Below are 23,372 nucleotides of genomic sequence, written 5' to 3'. Positions count from 1 at the left end.
GGATCCTCAGGATCTGGTTCGCCGGCCTCACGAGATCGCGCCGACCGGAGCGCTGCCGCTCAGGCGGGCCCGATCAGGCGGTCGCCGCCTCGGTGTCCTCGTCGACCCAGTCGAAGGTGCGCTCGACGGCCTTCTTCCACAGGCGCAGGGACCGCGCGCGGGTCTCCTCGTCCATGTTCGGCTCCCAGCGCTTGTCCTCGGCCCAGTTGTCGATGACGTCCTGCTCGCCGTTCCAGAAGCCGACCGCGATGCCGGCGGCGTAGGCCGCACCGAGCGCGGTGGTCTCGATGACCTTGGGCCGCACGACCGGGACGCCCAGGATGTCCGCCTGGAACTGCATGAGCGTCTCGTTCATGACCATGCCGCCGTCGACCTTGAGCTCGGTGAGGTCGACGCCGGAGTCGGCGTTCATGGCCTCGAGCAGCTCGGCGGACTGGAAGGCGGTCGCCTCCAGCGTCGCCCGGGCGATGTGGTTCTTCGTGATGTAGCGGGTCAGGCCCACGATCGCGCCGCGCGCATCGGACTTCCAGTACGGGGCGAACAGGCCCGAGAACGCCGGCACCACGTAGCAGCCGCCGTTGTCGTCGACCTGCTTGGCGAGGTCCTCGATCTCCGGGGCGTCCTTGATCAGACCCAGGTTGTCGCGCACCCACTGCACGAGCGAACCGGTCACGGCGACGGAGCCCTCGAGGGCGTAGATCGGCTTGTTGTCGCCGATCTTGTAGCAGACCGTCGTCAGCAGGCCGTTCTCGCTGCGCACCAGCTCCTCGCCGGTGTTGATGAGCATGAAGTTGCCCGTGCCGTAGGTGTTCTTGGCCTGGCCGATCTCGAAGCAGGCCTGGCCGAAGGTCGCCGCCTGCTGGTCGCCGAGGATGCCCGCGATCGGGGCGTCGACGAGGACGCCCTGCTTGCGGCCGTGCCCGTAGACCTCGGAGGAGGACTTGATCTCCGGCAGCATGGACAGCGGGATGCCCATGTCCGCGGCGATGTCCGCGTTCCAGTCCAGGGTGTCGATGTTCATGAGCATCGTGCGGGAGGCGTTGGTGACGTCGGTGACGTGCACGCCGCCGCTCGCGCCGCCGGTCAGGTTCCACACCAGCCAGGCGTCGGTGTTGCCGAACAGCAGGTCCCCGGCCTCCGCCTTCTCCTTGGCGCCCTCGACGTTCTCGAGGATCCAGGCGACCTTGGGGCCGGAGAAGTAGGTCGCCAGCGGCAGGCCCACGCGCTCCTTGTACTTGTCGGCGCCCGCGTCGCCGGCGAGGCGGTCGCAGATCTTCTGGGTGCGGGTGTCCTGCCAGACGATCGCGTTGTACACGGGCTGGCCGGTGTTCTTGTCCCACACCACGGCGGTCTCGCGCTGGTTGGTGATGCCGACGGCGGCCAGCTGGTGGCGGTTGATCTCGGCGGCGGTGAGCGCCTCGCCGATCACGCGGCGGGTGTTCTCCCAGATCTCCATCGGGTCGTGCTCGACCCAGCCGGACTTCGGGAAGATCTGCTCGTGCTCGCGCTGGCCGGAGGCGACGATCTGGCCGCCGTGGTCGAACACGATCGCGCGGGTCGAGGTGGTGCCCTGGTCGATCGCGAGGATGTACTTCTGGTCGTCGTTCATCGGTTCTCCTTCGTTGGACGGTTCGATGGGATGAGGGGAGGGCTCAGAAGTAGAGCTGGGACGCCACGCCGGCGAGCACGCCGCCGATCAGGGGGCCGACGACCGGCACCCACGAGTATCCCCAGTCCGAGCTGCCCTTGTGCGGGATCGGCAGGATCGCGTGCGCGATACGGGGGCCGAGGTCACGGGCAGGGTTGATGGCGTAGCCGGTGGGCCCGCCGAGGCTGGCGCCGATCGCGAGGACCAGCAGCGCGACGGCCAGCGGCCCGAGGCCGCTGGGGGTGTTGCCGAACTGGATGATCACGAACACGAGGACGAAGGTGCCGATGATCTCGGTGACGAGGTTCCAGCCGTAGGAGCGGATCTCCGGGCCGGTGGAGAAGGTGCCGAGGATGGTGCCCGGGTCCTCCTCCGCGTCGTAGTGCTTCTTGTACGCCAGCCAGCACAGGACGGCGCCGACGAAGGCGCCGATGAGCTCGGCGACCAGGTAGGCGATCGTGGTGCCGACCGTGATCGGAATGCCCGGGCCGTACTCCGTGGCCCCGCTGGTCAGCAGGCCGAAGGTGACGGCAGGGTTCAGGTGCGCGCCGGACTTGTAGGCGACGTAGACGCCGGCGAACACGCCGAGGCCCCATCCGAAGTTGATCAGCAGCCAGCCGCCGCCGTTGCCCTTGGTGCCGCGCAGGATCACGTTGGCGACGACGCCGCCGCCCAGCAGGAGCAGCATCGCGGTGCCGGCGATCTCCGACAGGAAGATCGTGCCGATGGTTCCCATGGATTCTCCTCATCGAGTGGTGCTCCGCGGGTGCGGAGCGGGAACGGGATGTCCGTTTCGGGGCCGATGCGGCCCGCGAGGGGACCGGCACGGTGCCGATCCCCGGGAAGGAGCCGGCGGGTGCCGGTCCCGGGGTGGGTGCCGGCGGATGCCGGCGCCCGGTGGGACGCGCCTGCGGGCATCGGCCCGCGGGCGGGGTTCAGGAGCGCGCCGGGACCTCCGGCGCGGAGGCCGCGGCACGGGCCGCGGAGGCATCGTCCGAGGTCGCCTCGGAGGCGAGACGGGCGTCGATGAAGGCGCGGTAGGTCTCGACCTCGCGCGCGGTCGTCGCCGCATCCCAGCCGAGCAGCGGGCCGACCAGGGCCGCGATCTCGTCGGCGGCGTCGGCCCCGCGGTCGCGGGTCTCGTAGTCCAGCCGGGTGCGGCGCTGGAGGACGTCGGCCAGGTGCCGGGCGCCCTCGGCGCGCACCGCGTAGACGGCCTCGGCCCGCAGGTAGCGGGGGGCGTGCTCGAGCGGGGTGCCCAGGGAGGGGTCCTCGTCGATCAGCGCGAGCACGTCGTGCAGCAGGGTGCCGTACCGGAACAGCAGGCGGTCCATGCGGATCTCGTCGAAGCCGTAGCGGGCGGCGATCTCCGCCTTCTCCCGCACCAGCGCCGCGTAGCCCTGCGCGCCGATCACGGGGACGGTGCGGGTGAGGCTGGGCCGGCCGGGCTGGTCCTCGCGGATCGCGAAGTCGACGACGTCCTCGGCCATCACCCGGTAGGTGGTGAACTTGCCGCCGGCGATCGCGCTCAGGCCCGGCTCGACCTCCATCACGGTGTGCTCGCGCGAGACCTTGGTCGAGGCGCCGCCCCCGGCCTTCTTCACCGGCTGCAGCAGGGGCCGCAGCCCGGTGTACACGCCGATGACGTCCTCGAGGGTGAGGTCCTGGGCGAGGATCGCGTTGGCGTGCTCGAGCACGTAGTCGATGTCGGTGCTGGTCGCGGCCGGGTGGGCGACGTCCTCCGTCCAGGGGGTGTCGGTCGTGCCGATCACCCAGTACTCGTCCCACGGGATGATGAACAGCACGGACTTCTCGGTCTGCGTGATGATCCCGGTGTCGGGGACGGCGGGGATGCGGTCGCGGGCGACGGTCACGTGGATGCCCTTGGAGGCGAGGACCTCGAGGCCGGCATCGGCATCGGCGAGCTCCTGCTGCTCCTGCGTCCACACGCCGCCGGCGAGGATGGTCTCGCGGGCGTGGATGTCGAACTCCTCGCCGGTCTCCTCGTCGCGGACCCGGGCGCCGATCACGCGCGGCCCGTCGTGGAGGTAGTCGATGACCGTCGTGTAGTTGGCGACGGCGGCGTCGTGCTGGGCGGCCGAGCGCACCAGCATCATCACGAAGCGGGCGTCGTCCATCTGCGCGTCGTAGTACTCCAGGGCGCCGACGGCCTTGTCCCCGTCCAGCGCCGGGAAGACCTCGAGCATTTTCGCGTGCAGCAGGTGGCGGTGGAAGGGGACGGCGCGCTTGCGGCCCACGGACTGCATCGCGTCGTACAGCAGCACGCCGGAGCCGATGAAGCCGCGGTCGATGACCTTCTTGAAGAAGGGGAAGACGAACTTGATGGGCTTGACCAGGTGCGGCGCGGTGCGCTCGATGAGCAGGTCGCGCTCGCGCAGCGCCTCGGCGACGAGCTTGAAGTCGAGCATCTGCAGGTAGCGCAGGCCGCCGTGCATGAGCTTGGAGGAGCGCGACGAGGTGCCCGAGGCCCAGTCCCGGGCCTCCACGAGGCCGACGCCCAGACCGCGGGTCGCGGCGTCGAAGGCGGCGCCCGCCCCGTTCACCCCGCCGCCGACGACCAGCACGTCCAGCGGGGCATCGGCCGTGGCCGCCCGCAGGCGCGCGAGGTGCTCGCGGCGGGAATCAGGGGTGAGTTCGGACCGCTTCAGTGCAGGCGTCGCAGGCACGGGGAGCTCCTTTGCTGTGGCGTTCTTGCGCCCATCCTGGAACTGTCGTGCACCGCACCGCAAGCGAGATGCACATACGTGCAACACTGGTCCGATGGACCCTGCGAATCGGCTCGAGGCGGCGTTCGCCGCTGCACGGATGTACTACGCCGAGGGGCAGACGATGGAGGCGATCGCCGGCACCCTGTCCGTCTCCCGCTCCACCGTCTCGCGGATGCTGCGCGATGCCCGCGCGGAGGGCCTCGTGGAGATCTCCCTCCATCCGCCGGGCGTCCAGCGCGTCGAGGAGCTGCGCCGCACCATCGCCCACCGCTTCGGGGTGCGCGCCCATGTGGTCGCCGTCGGCCCGCCCGACAGCGAGCGCGAGCGCCTCCAGGCCGTCGCCGCCGCCGGTGCCGGCGTCCTCGAGGAGATGCTCGAGCCGGGCATGACCGTCGGCATGGCCTGGGGCACGACCATCGCCGCGCTCGTCGCCCACCTGGACCCGCGCCCCACCCCGGGGCTGCGGATCGTCCAGCTCAACGGCGCCATCAACACCGAGGGCGCCGGCATGACCTACGTGTCCACGGTGCTGGCCCGCGCCGCCTCCCTGTGGGACGCGACCGTCCACCATTTCCCCGTGCCCGCCTTCTTCGACTTCGCGACCACGCGCGAGGCGATGTGGCACGAGCGCTCGGTCCAGCGCGTGCTGGAGACCCAGCGCCAGTGCACCCTGGCCGTCTTCGGCGTCGGCGCCTTCGACGCGGAGGTCCCCAGCCACGTCTACACGAACAACTACCTCACCGAGGAGGATCTCGCCTCGCTGCGGGCCGATGCCGCGGTCGGCGACGTGTGCACCGTCTTCCTGCGGGCCGACGGCTCTTTCCGCGACATCGCCATGAACCGCCGCTGCTCCGGCCCGGACCCCGCGCAGCTGGCCCGCATCCCGCGCCGCCTGCTGGTCGCCGCCGGCAAGTCGAAGTCGCTGCCGCTGCGCGCCGCCCTGCGCGCCGGCGTCGCCACGGACGTCGTCGTCGACGAGGTCACCGCCGCCAGCCTCCTCGCCCTGCGCTGACCCCGGCGCCCACGCCCCCGAGGATTGTCACTCCCTATGCCCTCAGCGAGCTCCAGATGTCATGAGGAGTGACAATCCTGCGCTGGTCGCCCGTGGATCACTCGGAACCGCTCGCAGACGATCGGCATGTCCGGACGGAAGCCTCTCGTCCCGTAGTCCCGCCAGAACGCCTCATGGATGCGTCGCCAGTCCGCGAGGCTGCGATCGCCCTCCCCCTCGCTGTGGGCGTGCTCCTCGCTCACCTGGTCGAAGGGGACGGTGCGGACCTCGGTCACCTCGAGCACCGCGCGCGGCGCACCGGCTCCGTCGAGGATGATCGAGAGGTCGCCCACCTCGGGAACCTTCTCCCCTTCGGCCTCGTAGTCCCACAGAGCCCCTGCGGTCCCCGTCTTCGTGCCCGCGAGCACCAGCGCGAGGAGACCGTCCGCGTGCTCGGGCGTCGCGCCGAAGGCCCATGCCGGCGGCAGCTCCTCCGGAAGCGACGGGTGCACAGCTCGGGCATCGGCCCAGAAGGAGGTCAGGTCGTCGGAGCTCATCGGACGAGGTTATCGCGCCGCGAAGGGGGACGAGGACGTGGACTTCCTGGGGATCTCCGGCTGGGAGGGCGTCATGCTGATCGGGGCGCTCGTGCTGGTGGTCGGGGCGCTCGCTGCCATCGTGCTGGCCGCCGTCCAGCTCATCGCCATCGGCCGACGCCTCGAACGGCGCCGCTCTCGGGGGGAGCATGACCAGGACACCGCCGTCGGGTGCGGGCTCGACGATCAGCGATAGCGGGGCTGGCGCCGGGCGAGCTGGAGCGTGAGCCCGCGCGATGGCAGAGCGGCCACCACGCCCGTGATGTGATCGTCGCTCGGCACCGCCGCCCCGCGCTCGCGCAGCGCACGCGCGAGGCGCAGAAGGATGCGCAGGGGGCGCCGCGCGTCCTCGCCGTTCGCGCGGGCGAGGGTCCATCCGAGCGCGGCGAGCTCGTCCCGGCGGGCCTCGTCGTCGCGCCACTGGTCCTTGGTGGTCCGATGCCCGTCGCCGTCGTATTCGAGGGCGAGCATGACGTCCTTCCACGCGAGGTCCAGCAGCCGCCGCCTTCCGGTGGCGGGGTCGACGACCGGGAGATTCGGATCGGGCTCCGACAGTCCGGCGGCCAGGATCAGCATGCGCATGATGGACTCCCCGGGCGAGCGCACGTCCTCACGAGCGAGCACGAGCGCAGCGCGCAGCAGCGGAGCGCCGGGCTGGCCCTGCTGTGTCTCGAGGTGGCAGCCGATGTCTGAGCGCCCGACGCCGGAAACCGGCTGCGTCGTGCTGAGCACGCCGTCGACCGCAGCGACCAGGTCGTACAGCGGAATCATGGTGGCGAGCTCCCGGAGCACCTCCTCCGGCGTCGAGACCACCAGCTCCCCGAGCTCCTGCACGGGCCCTGGTTTCCAGCGGTGCACGATGACTCCTCGACGCACGGCCTTCCCTGCGGACGGTGGGATGCGGGCGTGGATCTTGGGGAGCTGGGCGCCGCTGCGCAGGGAGAGTCCTGGTCGCACCGAGGGGATGATCGGAACCGCGTTCCACCGTTCCCCTCCCTCGTCACCCGGTCCGGGACGCAGGAAGGCGACGCCGTTCTCGAGCGTCCACGGCAATCGGACCCCGTGAAGGAGCGCGGCCGTCGTATGGCTGATCACGCACCCGGGGAGCACGTGCCGCTGCAGCACGTACGCCATGGCGTTCACGCTCGCCGGATGGTCCGTCGGCGTATGGAACCCGCGGTAGACCACGGTGAAATCCGGGCCCGAGAGGTCCCGGCAATGGTGGCCCAGTGCCTCCCACTGCGCCCGCGAGAGCAGCGCGCCTCGATAACGATCCGGATCCCGTCGCATGCAGGCGACGCTAGGCGGATCCAGATCCCCGCGCGCCGCCCGCCCTCGGATTGTGGATAACGTGCTTCACGGCGCGGGCGCAGAGCACTCGGTGTCCGCCGGGCGCCGGGCGCCGGACGCCGGACGCCGGGCGCCGCCACGATTGTCAGTCCCTATGCCATCCAAGGCCCGCAAGTGGCATAGGGACTGACAATCCTCGAAGCGTTGGGCGGACGGAGGCCACCGGGCGCCCGATCTTCACTCCGCGTCGGAGAGGTCCAGGCGATCGGGGTGGGTGTAGACGTTCATGCGGCCGTCGCCGGCGGAGGCCCCATCGGCCCCGCCGCCATCGGCCCCGCCCCCATCGGCCCCGCGGAGGAAGCCGATGAGGGTCATGCCGACCTCGTCGGCGGTGTCGACGGCGAGGGAGCTGGCGGCGGAGACGCAGGCCAGCAGCGGGATCCCGGCCATGTACGCCTTCTGCACGATCTCGAAGCCGGCGCGGGAGGAGACCAGCAGCATGAGGTCGGACAGCGGGAGCATGTCCTGCAGCAGGGCCCAGCCGATCACCTTGTCGACCGCGTTGTGGCGGCCGACGTCCTCGCGCTGGACGAGGACCTCGCCGCGCGGGGTGACGAGCGCGGCGCCGTGGATGCCGCCGGTGCGGCGGAAGATCGTCTGCTCGGCGTCGAAGGCGCGCTGGGCCGCGAACAGGGCGCGGGGCGTGGTCGTCCAGTCCTGCGCGAGCGCGAACCTGCCCTTGCGGCGGACGTCCTCGATGCTCGCGGCACCGCAGACCCCGCAGGCGGAGCTGGTGACGAACTCCCGTGCCAGCACGGGCAGCAGCTGGGGGCGGCGGGTGGTGAAGTCCATGACGTTGTAGGTGTTGCGGGCGTAGCCGGACCCGTCCTCCACCACGGCGCCGTCGCAGTAGCGCGCCTCGGCGATGTCCTCGCGCGCGGTGATGCGGCCCTCGGCGTGCAGGAGCCCGTGGACGAGCTCGGTGTCGTGGCCGGGGGTGCGCATGGTCATCGACAGCGGCTGCCCGTTCAGGCGGATGTCCAGCGGCTCCTCGACGGCGAGATGGTCGCCCTTGCGGCCCCGATGCAGCCGCCCGTCGCGGATGCGGACCGTCGTGATCCTCCTGGCCTGCGTCACCCTGCCCATGTCCCCGAGCCTAGCCCGGGGACAGGGACGTCGGGTGCGCCGGGCCCGTCCGCCTCACCCTCAGGCGACGATGCCCTTCTCAGCGAGCCACTCGCGGGCGATGTCGGCGCTCTTGGCCTGCTCGTCGATGCTGCGGGTGTTCAGCGCGATGAGCTCCTCGGTGGTGAGCGCGCCGGTGACCTTGGCGATCTCGGCCGCGGCGGCGTCGTCGACCTTGGACGAGGCGATCGGCACGACGTTCTGCGGGAGGATCAGCGACTCCGGGTCCTCGAGGGTGACCAGGCCGTTCTTCTGGATGGCGGGGTCGGCGGTGTAGATGTCGGCCAGCTGCACGGTGCCGTCGGTGAGCGCCTTGACCGTCAGCGGGCCGCCCGAGTCCTCCACGGGCACGAGGGCGACGTCCACGCCGTAGGTCTCCTTCACGCCGGCCGGACCGTAGGGGCGGGCCTCGAACTCGCTGTTCGCGGCGATCTTCAGGTCCTCCTGCACCCCGGCGAGATCGGGGATCGCGGTCAGCGAGTTCGCGGAGGCGAAGTCGGCGGTGGTGGTGTAGGAGTCCTGGTCGGTGGCCTCGGCGAACGGCAGGGCGGTCAGGCCGTCGGGAAGGACCCCGGCCAGCGCCTCGGCGATCTCCTCGGGGCTCGCCGAGGGGGCGTCCGCCTGGTAGTACTGCAGGAGGTTGCCGGTGTACTCGGGCAGCAGGTCCACGGCCCCGGACTCGAGCTCGGGCAGGTACACCTCGCGCTGACCGATCTGGTACTCGCGGGTGATGCTCAGCCCCGCCGCCTCGAGGACCTGCGCGAACAGCTCCGCGATGATCTCGTTGGAGTAGTAGGCCTGGGAGCCGACGACGAGCGCGCCGGCGGCGCCGCCTCCGGCATCGGAGGCCCCGCCGCCCCCGCCGGAGGCGTCCGAGGTCTCCTCGGCGAGCGGGTCGGAGCTCGAGCAGGCGGCGGCGAGGGAGGCCAGGCCTCCGGCGCCGAGCGCGGCGAGGGCGCCGCGGCGGGCGATGGGTCGGGCGGTCCTGCGGATCATGAGGGCTCCTTCGGGAGGGTGTGCGGTCTGGGGCGGCCGATGGGCGGTGGGGCGGCGTCAGCCGGCGGGCACCGCGCCGCGGGGTCGGGTGAGGGCCTGGACGAGCAGCAGCGCGCCGTCCAGGACGAGCGCGAGCGCGATCACGAGCAGGGATCCGGCGAGCATCTGCGGGTAGTCCTGGGTCTTCAGGCCCAGGAAGATGAACCGGCCCAGCCCGCCGTTGCCGACGTACGCGGCGAGCATCGCCGTGGAGATGACCTGCAGCGTCGCGGCGCGGATGCCGGTGATCACCAGCGGCATGCCCAGCGGCAGCTCGACGCGGGTGAGCACCTGCATCTCGGTCATGCCCTGGGCGCGGGCGGCGTCGACGGTGCGGGGGTCCACGGCCTCGCAGGCGGAGTAGGCGCCCGCGAGAAGCGAGGGGATCGCGAGGATCACGAAGGCGAGGGTGGGGGCCAGCAGGCCGATGCCCACCAGCAGGGCGAACAGGGTGACCAGGCCCAGGGTGGGCAGGGCGCGGGCGGCGCCGCTCGCGGCGACGGCCAGGCCCCTCCCCCGCCCGGTGTGGCCGACCAGGAGGCCCAGCGGGATCGCGACCACGGCGGCGAGGACGACGCCGAGGGCGGTGTACCCGAGGTGCTCGGCCAGGCGCATCGGGATGCCGCCGGGGCCGGAGTAGCGGGCCGGGTCCAGCAGCCAGTCCAGGGCCGCGAGCAGCTGGTTCATGCGGCACCTCCTGCGGCGGCGGCCGCCGGGTCCGGGGCGCCGGCGGGCGACGGCTCCGCCGGGGCCTTCCCGGCCGATGCCCACGGCATCAGCGCCCGCCCCGCGAGGACCAGCAGGCCGTCCAGGGCGAGGGCGATCGCGGCGGTGAGCACGATTCCGGCGAGGATCTCGGCGGTGATGCCGCGCTGGAACCCGTCGACGAACAGCATGCCCAGGCTGGGCACGCCGAGCACCCCGCCGACGGTCACCAGCGACACGGTGGAGACGACCACGACGCGCAGCCCGGCCAGCAGCACCGGTCCGGCCAGCGGCAGCTCGACCGCCCAGAAGCGGGCGACGGGGCCGTAGCCCTGCGCGGTCGCGGCGCGCAGCACGTCGCCGTCCACCGAGCGGAAGGCGTCGATCGCGGCGGGGACCATGAGCGCCAGGCCGTAGAGCGTGAGGGCGACGATCACGTTGACCATGGAGCGGATCGAGGTGCCCAGCACGATCGGCAGCACGATGAACAGCGGCAGCGACGGGATGGCGTACATCAGCGCGGCGGCGGTGCTGATGCCGCCGCGCAGCACGCCGAGGCGTCCGGCGAGCTTCGCGACCGGCAGCGCGAGGACGAAGGCGAGCACGATCGCCGGGAGGGCCTGCAGCAGGTGCGCGCCGGCGTGGCCGCCGATGACGTCGAGGTTGCCGAGGACCCAGCTCATGCCCGGTCCTTCGCGGGGCCGTCGGGCACGGCAGGGTCGCCCTCGGCCGCCTGCAGCACGCCGGCGGCCCGGCCGGTGCCGTCCACGACGATCCGCGTCCCGTCCCGCTCCTCGAGGCGCAGGGCGCGGCGGCCGCGGTCGGCGCCGATGAACCGCTCGACGAAGTCGTCGGCGGGGGCGGCGAGGATCTCCTCGGCGGTGCCGGCCTGGGCGACCTCGCCGCCGGGGCGGAGGATCACGACCTGGTCGCCGATGAGGAAGGCCTCGTCGATGTCGTGGGTGACGAAGACGATCGTCTTGCCCAGCTCGCTCTGCAGTCGCAGCAGCTCCGTCTGCAGCTCCCCGCGCACGATCGGGTCCACGGCGCCGAAGGGCTCGTCCATGAGCAGGATGTTCGGGTCCGATGCCAGCGCCCGGGCGACGCCCACGCGCTGCTGCTGCCCGCCGGAGAGCTGGGAGGGGTAGCGCGTGGCGAGGCCCCGGTCCAGGCCCACGGTCTCCAGCAGGTCCAGGGCGGCGGCCCGGGCCTCCCGCTTGGGGGTGCCGGTGAGCATCGGGACGGTGGCGACGTTGTCCTGCACGGTGCGGTGCGGCAGCAGCCCGGAGGCCTGCATGACGTAGCCGATGCTGCGGCGCAGGGCGACCTTGTCGGTGGTGGCGACGTCCTGGTCGTCGATGAGCACGCGGCCGGCGCTCGGGTCGACCATGCGGTTGATCATGCGCAGCAGCGTCGTCTTGCCCGACCCGCTCGAGCCGACCAGCACGGTCGCGGTGTGCGAGGGGATCGTGCAGGAGAAGTCCTCCACCGCGACGGTGCCGCCGGGGTAGCGCTTCTGCACGGATTCGAATCGGATCACGGAGGGTCTCCTCGCGCTCGGGGAAGGCGCTCCTGGGAGCCTATGCCACGGCCGGGACGGATGGCGCGGCGCTGACCGGCCGGTTCCCTCTCCGCGGACAGACCCTGTCCGCGAGCGCCCCGATCTGCCCTGATCAGCCCTGCTTGTCCGGCCGATCGGCGCCGCACCGACCTGCGCCGCCGCTCGTGCCTCGCGCCGGCTCCGGCCGGAGCAGCCCCGATCAGCCCTGCGCCGCTCTCTTCTGCATGCGCGCGTCCAGCACCAGCGCCACCCGCGTCAGCAGGAGGTTGATGACGATGTAGATGCCGGAGACCACGAGGTAGGTCTGCACCAGGAAGCGGGTGATCGAGACCATGTTCTTGCCCTGGAACTGGAGCTCGTTGTAGCTGACCACGAAGCCGAGGGTGGAGTCCTTCAGCAGCGAGACGAGCGCCAGCACGAGGCTGGGCAGGACCAGGCGCACCGCCTGCGGCAGGATCACCGAGACCATCGACTGCCGGGGCATGAGGCCGATGGCGGCGGCCGCCTCGTGCTGGCCGCGGTCCACGGCGCGGATGCCTGCGCGGAAGACCTCCGCCGTGGTCGCCGAGGACACCAGGATCATCGGCACCACGAGCATCCAGAAGCGGTCGAAGGTGACCCCGTAGGCGGGCAGCGCCAGCAGGAACGCGTACACCACCAGCAGCATGGGGATGCCGCGGAAGAACTCGATCCACGCCGTCGCCGCCCAGCTCAGCGGTCGCAGCGGGGCCAGCCGCGCGAGCGCCAGGACCAGGGCGAAGGGGAAGGCGATCACGGCCGCGACGGCGGTGGCCCGCAGCGTCCCCCAGAGCCCCTCGCCGAGGAAGGCGATGTAGTCGCGTCGCAGGTAGGGCAGCCATTTCGCGGCGTCGAGCTGGCCGTTGACGGCGAACTGCCACAGCCCCGCGCCGATCAGGCCGGCGATCCCCAGCACGCTGAGGACGGACAGCAACAGGATCCGCCGGCGGCCCTTGGGGCCGGGGGCGTCGAAGAGGACCTGGGTCGCGCTCGAGCTGTTCGTGCTCATGCCTGCTGCGCCCCCATCATCGCCTGGGTGGTGGTGGGCCTGCGCCGGCGGCCGGGGGCGAGGGCCTTCTCCAGGGCGATGCCGCCGGAGGCCGCCGCGAGGGACAGCGCCAGGTAGATGACGCCGGCGACGAGGAACAGCAGCACCGCCTCGGCGGTGCGGATGTTCAGCTGCTGGGTGACGTAGGTGATCTCGGCGACGGAGATCGCCGCGCACAGCGAGGAGCCGATCAGCGTCCCGATGAACACGTTGACCAGCGGCGAGATCATGGTGCGGAAGGCCTGCGGGAGCACCACGTAGCGCAGCACGCCGAAGAAGCCCAGGCCGATGGACCGCGCCGCCTCGGCATGGCCGATGGGCACGGTGTTGATGCCGGAGCGGACGTTCTCGCACACGAAGGCGGCGCTCGAGAGCGTCAGCCCCAGCACCCCGCACCAGAAGTACGGCAGCAGCAGCCCGGCGTCCGGCAGCCCGAAGGCGATGAGGATCAGCAGGCTCAGCAGCGGGATGTTGCGGAAGATCTCCACGTACACGGTCGCCGCGCCGCGCAGCGGCGGGATCGGGCTGACCCGGCACACGGCCAGCGCCGTGCCCAGGATCAGCGCGAAGCCGTAGCCCAGCACGGTCAGGGCGATCGTGGTGCCGATGCCGCCCAGCAGCATCGGCCAGTTCTCGAGGATGATCTCCATGCCGCCGCTCCGATCAGGCGGGCAGCTCGCCGATGGTCGGCGGCGTGGGCGCCTCGCCGTCGATCACCTGTCCGATGGTGGCGTCGTAGAGCTTCGTCCAGGTGCCGTCGTCGATGATCGTCTGCAGGAAGGCGTTGACGAACTCGAGGGCGTCGGCCTTGTCCTTGTTCAGGCCGATGCCGTAGGGGTCCTCGGTGAAGGGCTCGCCGACGACGGTGACGTCCGGGTCGGCCTTGGAGTTGCCCAGCAGCACGCCCTGGTCCAGCACGTACGCGTCCACGCGCCCCTGCTTGAGGGCGGCGACGCAGGACTCGTTGTCGGCGAGGGTCTCGACCTTGCCGGGGTTGGGCACGTTGTCCTCGATGGCCTGGATGCCGGTCGAGTTCGACTGGGTGACCAGGTTCTTGCCCTCGAGGTCCTCCGGACCCGTGATGCTCTCGGCGTCCTCGGTGCGGACCTGGATGGACGTGCCCGAGAGGTAGTAGGGGCCGGCGAAGTTGATCTTCTCGAGGCGCTCGGGGGTGATCGAGTAGGTGGCGATCACCGCGTCGACGGTGTCGTTCTGGACCATGGTCTCGCGGGTCTCGACGGTGGTGTCGATGTACTCGACCTTCTCCTCGCCGCCCTCGCCCAGGATGTAGCGGGCCAGCAGCTGGGTGATCCCGGCGTCGAAGCCGGTCACCCTGTTTGTGGCGGGGTCGATGATCGAGAAGACCTGGTTGGCGGTGGTGCCGCCGCGCACGAAGGAGTCCTTCTCCTTGATGGCGGTGGCCCAGGCGCTGCCGGAGACGGCGGCCTCGTCGGCCACGGGCCCGGCGGCGATCGCGGCGTCGTAGGCGGAGGCGCCCTCGCCGCCGCCGTCGCTGGCGCCGTCCCCGCCGCCTCCGAGGGACGGGGCATCGCCCGTCTCGCTCGAGCAGGCGGCCAGGGCGATGCCGGCGGGGAGCGCGGCGGCGGTGGCGATGACGGCACGGCGGCCGAGAAGAGGACTGCGGCCGGGAAGAGCACTGCGGCCGGGAAGCGTGCTGCGGAGGGTCATGGGAACTCCTGGGTTCGGGCCGCCGGGCGGCGGCAGGGGTATCGGGACGTGGCGTCGGGGAAGGGGAGACGGGGGACGGGGGGACGGTGCGGCCCGCCGCGGGTCAGTGCGCGAGCACCTTGCCGAGGAAGTCCTTGGCGCGCTGGCTGCGGGGAGCGGTGAAGAAGGCCTCCGGCTCGGCGGACTCGACGATCTCCCCCGAGTCCATGAACACGACCCGGTCGCAGACGTGCCGGGCGAAGCCCATCTCGTGGGTGACCACGAGCATGGTCATGCCGGCCTCGGCCAGCTCGGTCATGACGTCCAGCACCTCCTTGATGACCTCCGGGTCCAGGGCCGAGGTGGGCTCGTCGAACAGCATCGCCTTGGGGTGCATGGCCAGGGCCCGCGCGATGGCGACGCGCTGCTGCTGGCCGCCGGAGAGCTGGGCGGGGAGGCTGTGCTCCTTGCCCTGCAGGCCGACGCGGGCCAGCAGCTCCATCGCCTCGGCGCGGGCCTCCGCCTTGGGGACGCCGCGCACCTTCATCGGCCCCAGGGTCACGTTCTCGACGGCGCGCAGGTGCGGGAACAGGTTGAACGACTGGAAGACCATGCCGACCTCGCTGCGCAGGCGGGCGAGCTCCCTGCCCTCCTCCGGCAGCGGGCGGCCGTCGACGGTGATCACGCCGTCGCTGACCGTCTCGAGGCGGTTGATGCAGCGGCACAGGGTCGACTTCCCGGACCCGGAGGCGCCGATCAGCGCGACCACCTCCCCGCGATGGATGTCCAGGTCGATGTCCTTGAGGGCCGCGAAGTCGCCGAAGAGCTTCGAGACGCCCCGCACCGAGATCAGCGGCTCGCCGACGGCGGCCGCCGCGCCGTCGGGCGGGGGGACGGGAGTGTCGCGCGCGTCGGTCATAGGCATCACTATGTCCCCGGCCTGGGCCGATGTCCACGCGCGGGAGCATCGGCCCAGGATCCGGGACCCAGATGTGACCTCGCGGTCAGCGCACCGGGCCGGCGGCCTCAGGCGTGCGACGGGCCGGAGTAGGCGCCCTGGTAGACGGCGTCGAAGGGGGCATGGCAGGACTGGCGGTTCTCGATCGCGCTGGTCACGACGGCCTTGGCGGTGCGGGCGGCTTCCAGGGGCGTGGCGCCCTTGGCGAGCTCGGCGGTCACGGCGGCCGCCAGGGTGCAGCCCGCTCCCGAGACCCGCTCCTGGCCGACCTTGGGGCTGCGCAGCTCGACCAGCTGGTCGCCGTCGAAGAAGACATCCACCGCCTCGTCGCCGGCGATGCCGACCCCGCCCTTGGCCAGGACCACGGCGCCGGAGGCCGCGTGGATGACGCGGGCGGCCTCGGCCAGCTGCTCGACGCTCTCGATCGGGCGGATCCCGGAGAGGATCTCCGTCTCGGCGAGGTTCGGGGTGACGAAGGTGGCCTGCGGCAGGATCTGCGCCTTCAGGGCGGTGTCGGTGTCCAGCGCGAAACCGCCCTCGGACTCGTCCTTGCAGATCAGCACCGGGTCCAGCACGACGTTCGTGAAAGCGTGGCGCTCCAGGGCCGTCGCGACCACGTCGATGGTCGCGGGGGTGCCCAGCATGCCGATCTTCACGGTGTCGATGTCGTGGTTCGCGGTCGTCGCCTCGATCTGGTCCTCGATGACCTGCGGCTCGACGGGCACGAAGCGGTGCCCCCAGCTGTTCTGCGGGTCGAAGGAGACGATGCACGTCAGCGCGACGGTCCCGAAGGTGCCCAGCTGGTGGAAGGTCTTGATGTCGGTCTGGGCGCCGGCGCCTCCGGTGGCCTCGGAGCCGGCGATGGACAGGGCGACACGGGGCATGGGTGCTCCTCCTCGGATGCAGGTCGGTGGGGCATCGGCTGATGGCACGATGCGCGTCCGAGCGCTCCCAGGACCTCCCCGTCGGGGGCCGGTCCGTCGCCACGGCGAGGGATGATCCTACGCTCATCGGCCTCCCGGGCGCAGACGCGCCCCCACGGCGGCCGGTACAGTGCAGGGCGTGCTGCGCGGTCTGCTCGACCGCCACCTCCGGCCGAGCCTCAAGTTCCTCGCGGTGGGTGGCCTGGTCTTCCTCCTCGACGCGGCCCTGTACAACCTGCTGGTGTTCTGGGATCCCGGGCAGGGGTGGGGCCACGGCGTCCTGTTCGCGCACCCGATCATCGCCAAGGTCATCACGATCTCCGCGGCGTCCTGCCTGACCTACCTCGGCAACCGGCTGTGGACCTTCGGGGACCGCCCGGCCCCCGGGACCACCCGCTCGGTGATCGCCTTCGTGCTGGTCAACATCATCGCCACCCTGCTGCAGCTGTCCTGCCTGGCGTTCTCCCGCTACGTCCTGGGGCTGGACTCCCCGCTGGCGGACAACATCTCCGGCACGCTCATCGGCCAGGCGGTCTCGACGTCCTTCCGCTACGTCACCTACGGGCGCTTCGTGTTCCCCTCCGCGGCGCGCGCCGCACAGGACTCTGCGCCGCGGATCACCACAGCCGTCTGACGTCCGCCTAGAATCAGGCGAGCCCCCTCGTCGGGTCGGCCCTCCCGGCCCTCCTCCCCGACGATGTCGCGCTGCAGGGTCCCGCGCTGCGGGATCCGTCGTCCTCGGACACCACGGGAAGGATCAGCGATGACCACCACCACCGAGACCCGAGCGGGATTCAGCCCACGGGTCGCCCTCCAGAAGGTCGGCACATCGCTGTCGAACATGGTGATGCCGAACATCCCGGCGCTCATCGCCTGGGGCATCCTCACCGCCTTCTTCATCCCGGACGGCTGGACGCCCAACGAGCCGCTGGCCACCGCCGTCGGCCCGATGATCCACTACCTGCTCCCGCTGCTGATCGCCAACACCGGCGGCCGCATGATCTACGAGGCGCGCGGCGCCGTCGTCGGCGTCATCGCGACCATGGGCGTCATCGCCGGGTCCGACTGGCTCATCGACCAGGAGAACGCCGCGGCCCTCGCGACCTGGATCGCGGACGGCCACGCCGCGGAGGACTTCGCGGAGCTGGGCAAGGTCCACATGTTCATCGGCGCCATGATCATGGCGCCGCTGGCCGCCTGGGTCATGAAGAAGCTCGACCGCCTGTGGCAGGACCACATCCCGGCGGGCTTCGAGATGCTCGTGAACATGTTCTCCGCCGGCATCTTCGGCTTCATCGCGCTGGTGGCGGGCTTCTTCGGCCTCGCCCCGATCGTGAACGGCCTGATGAGCGCCCTGTCCGCGGGAGTGGGGGCCCTGGTCGACGCGCACCTGCTGCCGCTGGTGTCGATCCTCATCGAGCCCGCGAAGATCTTCTTCCTCAACAACGCCATCAACCACGGCGTGCTCACCCCGCTGGGCCTGACCGAGGCCAGCCAGAACGGCAAGTCCGTCCTGTTCCTGCTCGAGGCGAACCCCGGCCCGGGCGTCGGCATCCTGCTGGCGTACACGATCTTCGGCCGCGGCGCCGCGCGCGCCTCCGCCCCGGGCGCCGCGATCATCCAGTTCTTCGGCGGCATCCACGAGATCTACTTCCCGTACGTGCTCATGAAGCCGATCCTGATCCTCGCCGCGATCGGCGGCGGCATGGCGGGCGTGGCCGTGAACGTCGCCTTCGGCACGGGCCTGATCGCGCCGGCCTCCCCCGGGTCGATCTTCGCGATCTTCGGCGTGGCCGCCCGCGACTCCTACCTCGGCATCGCCCTGGCGGTCCTCGCCGCGGCCGCGGTGAGCTTCACGCTCTCGGCGCTGCTGCTGCGCATCGGCAAGCAGGACGACGGCGACATCGCCGCCGCCACCGCGAAGATGGAGCAGATGAAGGGCAAGAAGTCCTCCGTCGCCGGGGCGCTCACGGGCGCCGGCGCCGGAGCCTCCGGCATCGCCGTCTCCGGCCACACCGGCCCGATCTCCCGGATCGTCTTCGCCTGCGACGCCGGCATGGGCTCCTCCGCGATGGGCGCGACGGTGCTGCGCAAGAAGGTGCGCGCCGCCGGCTTCGCGGACGTCGAGGTCACCAACAAGGCGATCTCGAGCCTGTCCGACGAGTGGGACGTGGTGGTCACCCAGAAGGAGCTCGCCGACCGCGCCCACGAGCGCACCGCCTCCGCCGTCCACGTGGCCGTGGACCAGTTCATGAACTCGCCCCGCTACGACGAGGTCGTCGAGCTCGTGAAGGCCCGCAACTCCGGCGACGCCCCGGAGGCCGACGCCGCCCCGGCGGCTCCCGCGGCCGCTGCCCCCGCCGCCGAGGCCGGCCCCGAGATCATGCCGCTGTCTTCCATCGTCATCGCCGGCACCGCCCGGGATGCGGCCAGCGCGATCGACGAGGCCGGCGGCCTGCTGGTCGCGGCGGGCGCCGTGGACGAGGGCTACGTCGCCGCGATGCATCAGCGCGAGGCGACCGTCTCGACGTTCATGGGCAACGGCCTGGCGATCCCCCACGGCACCGGCGAGGCGAAGGCCTCGATCAGCCGCTCGGGCATGTCGCTGATCCGCTACCCCTCGCCGATCGACTGGAACGGCAACGAGGTGCGCTTCGTGGTCGGCATCGCGGGCGTCGGCAACGAGCACCTGGACCTGCTGCAGAAGGTCGCGATGATCTTCTCCGACCCGGCCCAGGTGCAGCGGCTCGAGGATGCCGGGACGGCCGAGGAGATCCGCGCGATCTTCGACGAGGACTGAGAGCATGGGCCGGCCCCGGACGAGCACGGACATGACGCGAACGCGAGAAGAGGGAGACCGATGAAGGCAGTGCATTTCGGCGCAGGGAACATCGGCCGCGGGTTCGTGGGCCTGCTGCTGCACGAGGCGGGGATCGAGGTGGTCTTCGCCGACGTGCAGGACGCGCTGATCACGGCCCTGAAGGAGGCGGACTCGTACACGGTCCACGCCGTCGGCAGCTCGGGCCGCGACACGGTCGTCGAGGGGTTCCGGGCGGTGAACTCCGCGAGCGAGCTCGAGGCCGTGGTCCAGGAGATCGCGACCGCGGACATCGTCACCACCGCCGTCGGCGCGCACATCCTGAAGTTCGTCGCCCCCGCCATCGCGCAGGGGATCGCGGCCCGTCCGGCCGATGCGGGACGCGTCGCGGTGATGGCCTGCGAGAACGCCATCAACGCGACCGACATCCTGGAGGCGGAGGTCCGCAGCGCCTACGAGGGCGAGGACCTCGAGGCGCGGGCCCTGTTCGCCAACACCGCCGTGGACCGCATCGTCCCCGCCCAGGCGCCCGATGCCGGCCTCGACGTCACCGTCGAGACCTTCTTCGAGTGGGCGGTCGAGCGCGGCCCCTTCGACGGCGCCGAGCCGGACATCCCGGGGATCACCTGGGTGGAGGACCTCGAGCCGTACATCGAGCGGAAGCTGTTCACCGTCAACACCGGCCACGCCGCCACGGCCTGGTTCGGCTGGGCCGTCGGGATCGAGAAGATCTCCGACGCGATCTCCGAGCCGTCGATCCGCGGGAAGGTCGCCGCGGCCCTCGCCGAGACCGCCACTCTGCTGGTCACCAAGCACGGGTTCTCCGCCGAGCAGCAGCAGGCGTACGTCTCCACGATCCTCGAGCGCTTCGCCAACCCGCACCTGCCCGACACCGTCGAGCGGGTGGGCCGCGCCCCCGAGCGCAAGCTCTCCCGGCACGAGCGGATCATCGGCCCCGCGGCGGAGCTCGCCGAGCGCGGACTGGACCACCACTCGCTGGTCGCCGTCCTCGCGGCCGCGCTGCGCTTCACGCCCGAGGGCGACGAGGAGGTCGTCCGCGTCCAGGAGCTCCTGGCCACGGGCGACGCCGACCAGGTGACGGCGACGCTCACAGGGCTCGCGGCGGATCATCCCCTCCACCCCGCCGTGCGCGAGGCCGTCGCCGCCCGCATCGCCGAGCTGCAGGCCTGAGCGCCCGGGCCGCGCGGGCGGGCTTTCCCGTCCGCGCAGCGCCCGCACCGCCGCCGAGGTAGCGTTACCTCTACGACCATCGCTTCCGTCGCCCCCGGACCATCGGGGCGGCTCCGAGAAAGGCTTCGAACATGGCAGAGCGCACCGTCACGGTTGCCAGCGCGTCCGGGCTCCACGCCCGTCCCGCCTCGATCTTCGCCAAGGCCGCGGGCGAGCAGCCCGCGCAGGTCACGATCGAGAAGGTGGGCGGCAACCCCGTCCAGGCCTCGAGCATCCTCATGCTCATGACCCTGGGCGCCGGCAACGGCGACGAGGTCACCCTGCGCGCCGAGGGCGAGGGCGCCGAGGAGTCCGTCGCGGCTCTGGCCGCGCTGCTCGAGAAGGATCTCGACGCCGAGGAGTGAGCCTCCTCCCCCGGAGACGGAAGAACGGCGGCATCCCCTCGGGGGTGCCGCCGTTCTCGCGTCCGGGCGCTCAGCTCACAGGCCGAGCTCCTCGAGGATCGGCAGGCCGGCGCGCACGGCCTGCTTCGCGGCGGAGGCGGTGGGGGCGGCCACGGCCGCGGCCGCGAGCTCCTTCGCCTGCTCGAGGGAGATGGAGGAGAGGACCTTCGCCACGGCCGGCAGCGAGCGCGGCGTCATGGACAGGCTGTTCACGCCCAGGCCCACGAGCACGACCGCGAGCGCCGGGTCGCCGGCGGCCTCGCCGCACACGCCCACGGGCCGCGCGGCCTTCTCCCCGAAGGACTCCGGGTCGCCGCCGGCGGTGCGGGCGCCGCGAGCCGTGGCCTGGACCAGGGAGAGGACGGCCGGCTGCCACGGGTCGTTGAGGTGGGCGAGGGAGCCCAGCTGGCGGTCCGCGGCCATCGTGTACTGGGTGAGGTCGTTGGTGCCGATGGAGGCGAAGTCGGCGACCTGCAGCAGGCGGTCCGCGGTGATCGCGGAGGACGGCGTCTCGACCATGATCCCGGCGGGCTCGAGGCCGCGCTGCCGGCACAGGCCCACGAAGTCCTCGGTGTCCTCGAGGGTGGAGATCATCGGCGCCATCACCCAGGGGGTCGCCTCCGTCTGCTCCGCGGCGGCCGCGATCGCATCCAGCTGGTGGGCGAGGACCTGCGGCTTCTCCCAGGAGGTGCGGTAGGCGCGCACGCCCAGGGCGGGGTTGGGCTCGTCGGCGTCGGTGAGGAAGGGCAGCGGCTTGTCGGCGCCCGCGTCGATGGTGCGCACCACGACCTTCTTGCCGGGGAAGTGCGCGAAGACGTCGCGGTAGGCGGCGGTCTGCTCCTCGAGGGTGGGCTCGTCCTCGCGGTCCAGGAAGAGGAACTCGGTGCGGAACAGGCCCACGCCGTCGGCGTGCGCGGCGGCGGCCTTCTCGGCATCGGCCGCGTTGCCGATGTTGGCCAGCAGCTGCACGCGGGTGCCGTCGGACAGCTCGGCGCCGCCGCCCTCGTATGTGAGGGGGTTCTTCTGCAGCTCGGCCCAGGCGGTCGCCAGGGCCCGATGGTCCTCGGTGACGGCGTCCGTGACCAGGCCCGCGGCGCCGTCGACGAAGACCTCGGTGCCCGAGGCGATGGCGTCCACGCCCTTGGCGGCGACGATCGCGGGCAGACCCAGCTGGCGGGCGAGGATCGCGGTGTGGGACTGGGGGCCGCCGTCGGAGGTGATCAGGGCGATCACGCGGGCCGGGTCGAGGGTCGCGGTGTCCGCCGGGGCGAGGTCGACGGCGGCCAGCACGAACGGGGTCTCGTGCTCGGGGATGCCGGGGGCCTGCTCGCCGCGCAGCTCCGCGACGATGCGGGCGCGCACGTCGCGGACATCGGCCGCACGCTCGGCCATGTAGCCGCCGAGGCCCTCGAGCATCGTGGCGACCTGGTCGCCGGCCTCCCAGACGGCGCGCTCGGCGCTGAGCCCCGACTGCACCAGGGCCTGCGCGCTCTGCACGAGGGAGGGGTCGGCGGCCATCTGCGCGGTCGCCTCGAGGACGGCCCGGCCGCCGCCGGTGGCGCGCTCGGCACGGCGCTCCAGCTGGGACTGCACCGACGCGGCCGCCGCGGGGATGCGCTCCGACTCGGAGGCGGCATCGGCGCCCTCGGCCGGGGCCTGCCCGGCGGGCGGCTCGGCGACCGGAGGAGCCATGGTGAGGACCTCGCCGACGACCCGGCCGGGGCTGACAGCTACGCCTGTGAATTCGGACATCGGGGTGCCTCCCAGAGATTCGCTGAACGCTCGGGCCCCGGGTCCCCGCGCGGTCCGCGGCACGTTCCGCGGCGGCGAGGCGCCGGAGCGCGCGGTCAGTCTACGGGGCAGGGCCGATGCCCGGATGCGCGGTCCGTCCGATTCGTCCGGTGCGCTCGCGCGGCGGCCCCGCCCCCTGTGATCAGAGGAACTCGAGCGGATCGAACTCGTCGATGGGGATGATCCGCACGCGCGGCAGGCGGCTGGTGAACGCGTCCACGTCGTACTCGAGGTCGAGGATCTCGACGCCGGGGACCTGCCGCAGCCCCGAGGAGACGAACTCGCTGAAGCCGATCACCGCGACGCGGCGGTCCTCGTCCTCGGCGAGGGCCTGCATCTGCGGGACGAAGTCGCCGTCGTGGCTGACCAGGGCGACGTCGGCGGCGCGATCGCGCAGCGCCTCGGCGGTGCGCTGGATGGCGATGTCGACGACCTTGCCCTCGCCCTGCAGCGGGATGGGGCGGTAGCCGATGGCGAGCAGCGCCTGCACGAAGGAGACGGGCAGGTCCGCGCCCACGGCGAGAAAGAACAGGCCCGTGACGGGCTGCTGCCAGGACTGCTCCATCTGCGTGAGCAGCTTGTTCCAGCGGGGCCTCTCCTCGGGGTGGGGCCGGCGCCCGAGGACGGAGCCGCCCAGGGTCGCGTCGATGTTCTCGCCGTCGACGAGGAGATAGGTGGCGCGTTCGCTCATGGGGCGACCCTACCGCCCGGCCCCACCCCGCGCCGGGGACGACCGATGCCCCGCCCCACGGCGGTCGTGGGACGGGGCATCGG

Annotated in this window: 23 protein-coding genes; 6 read left to right on the top strand and 17 right to left on the bottom strand. The window is 72.0% G+C overall.

Annotated elements, in window-relative coordinates; translation table 11 throughout:
- Positions 1 to 73: 73 nt before the first annotated feature.
- The 3 genes from glpK to BF93_RS07975 form a co-directional block, all read right to left on the bottom strand.
- A complete protein-coding gene (gene glpK / locus BF93_RS07985; RefSeq protein WP_038371778.1) occupies positions 74 to 1,609 on the bottom strand; it encodes a glycerol kinase GlpK in 1,536 nt (511 codons plus the stop codon).
- Positions 1,610 to 1,652: 43 nt separating this feature from the next.
- Positions 1,653 to 2,375 (bottom strand): MIP/aquaporin family protein, encoded by a 723-nt coding sequence (locus BF93_RS07980; RefSeq protein WP_038371928.1) that lies wholly within the window; start codon positions 2,373 to 2,375, stop codon positions 1,653 to 1,655.
- A gap of 208 nt (positions 2,376 to 2,583) precedes the next feature.
- Entirely contained in the window at positions 2,584 to 4,335 is a 1,752-nt protein-coding gene (locus BF93_RS07975; protein ID WP_038371777.1) for a glycerol-3-phosphate dehydrogenase/oxidase, read from the bottom strand.
- Between the two features lie 94 nt (positions 4,336 to 4,429).
- Between BF93_RS07975 and BF93_RS07970 the strand changes: the two genes are divergently transcribed.
- Positions 4,430 to 5,389, top strand: a complete 960-nt coding sequence (locus BF93_RS07970; RefSeq protein WP_038371776.1) for a sugar-binding transcriptional regulator — start codon at positions 4,430 to 4,432, stop codon at positions 5,387 to 5,389.
- 59 nt (positions 5,390 to 5,448) lie between these two features.
- Here BF93_RS07970 and BF93_RS07965 read toward each other — a convergent pair whose 3' ends face one another.
- Positions 5,449 to 5,925 (bottom strand): ASCH domain-containing protein, encoded by a 477-nt coding sequence (locus tag BF93_RS07965; protein WP_038371774.1) that lies wholly within the window; start codon positions 5,923 to 5,925, stop codon positions 5,449 to 5,451.
- A 37-nt stretch (positions 5,926 to 5,962) separates the two neighbouring features.
- On the opposite strand from BF93_RS07965, the gene BF93_RS07960 reads away from it, so the two are divergent.
- Positions 5,963 to 6,160, top strand: a complete 198-nt coding sequence (locus tag BF93_RS07960; RefSeq protein WP_038371773.1) for a hypothetical protein — start codon at positions 5,963 to 5,965, stop codon at positions 6,158 to 6,160.
- Here the strand turns inward: BF93_RS07960 and BF93_RS19550 are convergent.
- The 11 genes from BF93_RS19550 to BF93_RS07905 form a co-directional block, all read right to left on the bottom strand.
- Positions 6,151 to 7,254 (bottom strand): hypothetical protein, encoded by a 1,104-nt coding sequence (locus BF93_RS19550; RefSeq protein ID WP_156954087.1) that lies wholly within the window; start codon positions 7,252 to 7,254, stop codon positions 6,151 to 6,153. The genes BF93_RS07960 and BF93_RS19550 overlap by 10 nt on opposite strands.
- 237 nt (positions 7,255 to 7,491) lie before the next feature.
- Positions 7,492 to 8,400, bottom strand: coding sequence for a formate dehydrogenase accessory sulfurtransferase FdhD (gene fdhD / locus BF93_RS07950; protein WP_038371772.1), 909 nt, complete (start codon positions 8,398 to 8,400; stop codon positions 7,492 to 7,494).
- Positions 8,401 to 8,460: 60 nt separating this feature from the next.
- On the bottom strand, positions 8,461 to 9,435 hold the full coding sequence (locus BF93_RS07945; protein WP_038371771.1) for an ABC transporter substrate-binding protein: 975 nt from the start codon (positions 9,433 to 9,435) through the stop codon (positions 8,461 to 8,463).
- Between the two features lie 57 nt (positions 9,436 to 9,492).
- Complete coding sequence (locus tag BF93_RS07940; protein ID WP_038371770.1) at positions 9,493 to 10,161, bottom strand: ABC transporter permease; 669 nt, start codon at positions 10,159 to 10,161, stop codon at positions 9,493 to 9,495.
- Positions 10,158 to 10,862, bottom strand: a complete 705-nt coding sequence (locus tag BF93_RS07935) for an ABC transporter permease (RefSeq protein ID WP_084148365.1) — start codon at positions 10,860 to 10,862, stop codon at positions 10,158 to 10,160. The genes BF93_RS07940 and BF93_RS07935 overlap by 4 nt, the downstream gene beginning before the upstream one ends.
- A complete protein-coding gene (locus BF93_RS07930; protein WP_038371769.1) occupies positions 10,859 to 11,719 on the bottom strand; it encodes an ABC transporter ATP-binding protein in 861 nt (286 codons plus the stop codon). Before BF93_RS07930 ends, BF93_RS07935 begins: the two co-directional genes overlap by 4 nt.
- A 220-nt stretch (positions 11,720 to 11,939) precedes the next feature.
- Positions 11,940 to 12,767: an amino acid ABC transporter permease gene (locus tag BF93_RS07925; protein ID WP_038371768.1), complete on the bottom strand. Its 828-nt coding sequence runs from the start codon at positions 12,765 to 12,767 to the stop codon at positions 11,940 to 11,942.
- Positions 12,764 to 13,456 carry an amino acid ABC transporter permease gene (locus tag BF93_RS07920; RefSeq protein WP_038371766.1) on the bottom strand — a complete coding sequence of 231 codons (693 nt, stop codon included), beginning with the start codon at positions 13,454 to 13,456 and terminating at the stop codon, positions 12,764 to 12,766. Before BF93_RS07920 ends, BF93_RS07925 begins: the two co-directional genes overlap by 4 nt.
- Positions 13,457 to 13,469: 13 nt before the next feature.
- Complete coding sequence (locus tag BF93_RS07915; protein ID WP_051486682.1) at positions 13,470 to 14,495, bottom strand: glutamate ABC transporter substrate-binding protein; 1,026 nt, start codon at positions 14,493 to 14,495, stop codon at positions 13,470 to 13,472.
- A 103-nt stretch (positions 14,496 to 14,598) separates the two neighbouring features.
- A complete protein-coding gene (locus BF93_RS07910; RefSeq protein ID WP_038371765.1) occupies positions 14,599 to 15,393 on the bottom strand; it encodes an amino acid ABC transporter ATP-binding protein in 795 nt (264 codons plus the stop codon).
- Between the two features lie 107 nt (positions 15,394 to 15,500).
- A complete protein-coding gene (locus BF93_RS07905; protein ID WP_038371764.1) occupies positions 15,501 to 16,316 on the bottom strand; it encodes a hydroxymethylpyrimidine/phosphomethylpyrimidine kinase in 816 nt (271 codons plus the stop codon).
- A gap of 178 nt (positions 16,317 to 16,494) precedes the next feature.
- On the opposite strand from BF93_RS07905, the gene BF93_RS07900 reads away from it, so the two are divergent.
- From BF93_RS07900 to BF93_RS07885, 4 genes are all read left to right on the top strand, one after another.
- Positions 16,495 to 16,989 carry a GtrA family protein gene (locus BF93_RS07900; protein ID WP_232226256.1) on the top strand — a complete coding sequence of 165 codons (495 nt, stop codon included), beginning with the start codon at positions 16,495 to 16,497 and terminating at the stop codon, positions 16,987 to 16,989.
- Between the two features lie 129 nt (positions 16,990 to 17,118).
- The gene (locus BF93_RS07895) at positions 17,119 to 19,155 is read left to right on the top strand and encodes a PTS sugar transporter subunit IIA (protein WP_038371762.1); all 2,037 of its coding nucleotides are present in this window, start codon (positions 17,119 to 17,121) and stop codon (positions 19,153 to 19,155) included.
- Between the two features lie 60 nt (positions 19,156 to 19,215).
- Complete coding sequence (locus BF93_RS07890; protein ID WP_038371760.1) at positions 19,216 to 20,364, top strand: mannitol-1-phosphate 5-dehydrogenase; 1,149 nt, start codon at positions 19,216 to 19,218, stop codon at positions 20,362 to 20,364.
- 131 nt (positions 20,365 to 20,495) lie between these two features.
- Positions 20,496 to 20,768, top strand: coding sequence for an HPr family phosphocarrier protein (locus BF93_RS07885; protein WP_038371759.1), 273 nt, complete (start codon positions 20,496 to 20,498; stop codon positions 20,766 to 20,768).
- A 75-nt stretch (positions 20,769 to 20,843) separates the two neighbouring features.
- Here BF93_RS07885 and ptsP read toward each other — a convergent pair whose 3' ends face one another.
- Both ptsP and BF93_RS07875 read right to left on the bottom strand, forming a co-directional pair.
- The gene (ptsP, locus tag BF93_RS07880; protein ID WP_038371758.1) at positions 20,844 to 22,559 is read right to left on the bottom strand and encodes a phosphoenolpyruvate--protein phosphotransferase; all 1,716 of its coding nucleotides are present in this window, start codon (positions 22,557 to 22,559) and stop codon (positions 20,844 to 20,846) included.
- A gap of 181 nt (positions 22,560 to 22,740) precedes the next feature.
- On the bottom strand, positions 22,741 to 23,289 hold the full coding sequence (locus tag BF93_RS07875) for an NYN domain-containing protein (protein ID WP_038371757.1): 549 nt from the start codon (positions 23,287 to 23,289) through the stop codon (positions 22,741 to 22,743).
- Between the last annotated feature and the right edge of the window lie 83 nt (positions 23,290 to 23,372).

Source organism: Brachybacterium phenoliresistens (genome assembly GCF_000576425.1).
Taxonomy (GTDB): domain Bacteria; phylum Actinomycetota; class Actinomycetes; order Actinomycetales; family Dermabacteraceae; genus Brachybacterium; species Brachybacterium phenoliresistens.
Note: the sequence above shows the minus strand (reverse complement) of the source record. Positions and strands in the feature narration are given on the sequence as shown.

Coding starts and splice junctions, on each gene's coding strand:
- BF93_RS07895 (WP_038371762.1), top strand. CDS start 17,119: ATGACCACCACCACCGAGACCCGAGCGGGATTCAGCCCACGGGTCGCC.
- BF93_RS07940 (WP_038371770.1), bottom strand. CDS start 10,161: ATGAACCAGCTGCTCGCGGCCCTGGACTGGCTGCTGGACCCGGCCCGC.
- BF93_RS07915 (WP_051486682.1), bottom strand. CDS start 14,495: ATGACCCTCCGCAGCACGCTTCCCGGCCGCAGTGCTCTTCCCGGCCGC.
- BF93_RS07890 (WP_038371760.1), top strand. CDS start 19,216: ATGAAGGCAGTGCATTTCGGCGCAGGGAACATCGGCCGCGGGTTCGTG.
- BF93_RS07970 (WP_038371776.1), top strand. CDS start 4,430: ATGGACCCTGCGAATCGGCTCGAGGCGGCGTTCGCCGCTGCACGGATG.
- BF93_RS07905 (WP_038371764.1), bottom strand. CDS start 16,316: ATGCCCCGTGTCGCCCTGTCCATCGCCGGCTCCGAGGCCACCGGAGGC.
- BF93_RS07875 (WP_038371757.1), bottom strand. CDS start 23,289: ATGAGCGAACGCGCCACCTATCTCCTCGTCGACGGCGAGAACATCGAC.
- BF93_RS07925 (WP_038371768.1), bottom strand. CDS start 12,767: ATGAGCACGAACAGCTCGAGCGCGACCCAGGTCCTCTTCGACGCCCCC.
- BF93_RS07910 (WP_038371765.1), bottom strand. CDS start 15,393: ATGACCGACGCGCGCGACACTCCCGTCCCCCCGCCCGACGGCGCGGCG.
- BF93_RS07885 (WP_038371759.1), top strand. CDS start 20,496: ATGGCAGAGCGCACCGTCACGGTTGCCAGCGCGTCCGGGCTCCACGCC.
- ptsP (WP_038371758.1), bottom strand. CDS start 22,559: ATGTCCGAATTCACAGGCGTAGCTGTCAGCCCCGGCCGGGTCGTCGGC.
- BF93_RS07935 (WP_084148365.1), bottom strand. CDS start 10,862: ATGAGCTGGGTCCTCGGCAACCTCGACGTCATCGGCGGCCACGCCGGC.
- BF93_RS07965 (WP_038371774.1), bottom strand. CDS start 5,925: ATGAGCTCCGACGACCTGACCTCCTTCTGGGCCGATGCCCGAGCTGTG.
- glpK (WP_038371778.1), bottom strand. CDS start 1,609: ATGAACGACGACCAGAAGTACATCCTCGCGATCGACCAGGGCACCACC.
- BF93_RS07920 (WP_038371766.1), bottom strand. CDS start 13,456: ATGGAGATCATCCTCGAGAACTGGCCGATGCTGCTGGGCGGCATCGGC.
- BF93_RS07945 (WP_038371771.1), bottom strand. CDS start 9,435: ATGATCCGCAGGACCGCCCGACCCATCGCCCGCCGCGGCGCCCTCGCC.
- BF93_RS19550 (WP_156954087.1), bottom strand. CDS start 7,254: ATGCGACGGGATCCGGATCGTTATCGAGGCGCGCTGCTCTCGCGGGCG.
- fdhD (WP_038371772.1), bottom strand. CDS start 8,400: ATGGGCAGGGTGACGCAGGCCAGGAGGATCACGACGGTCCGCATCCGC.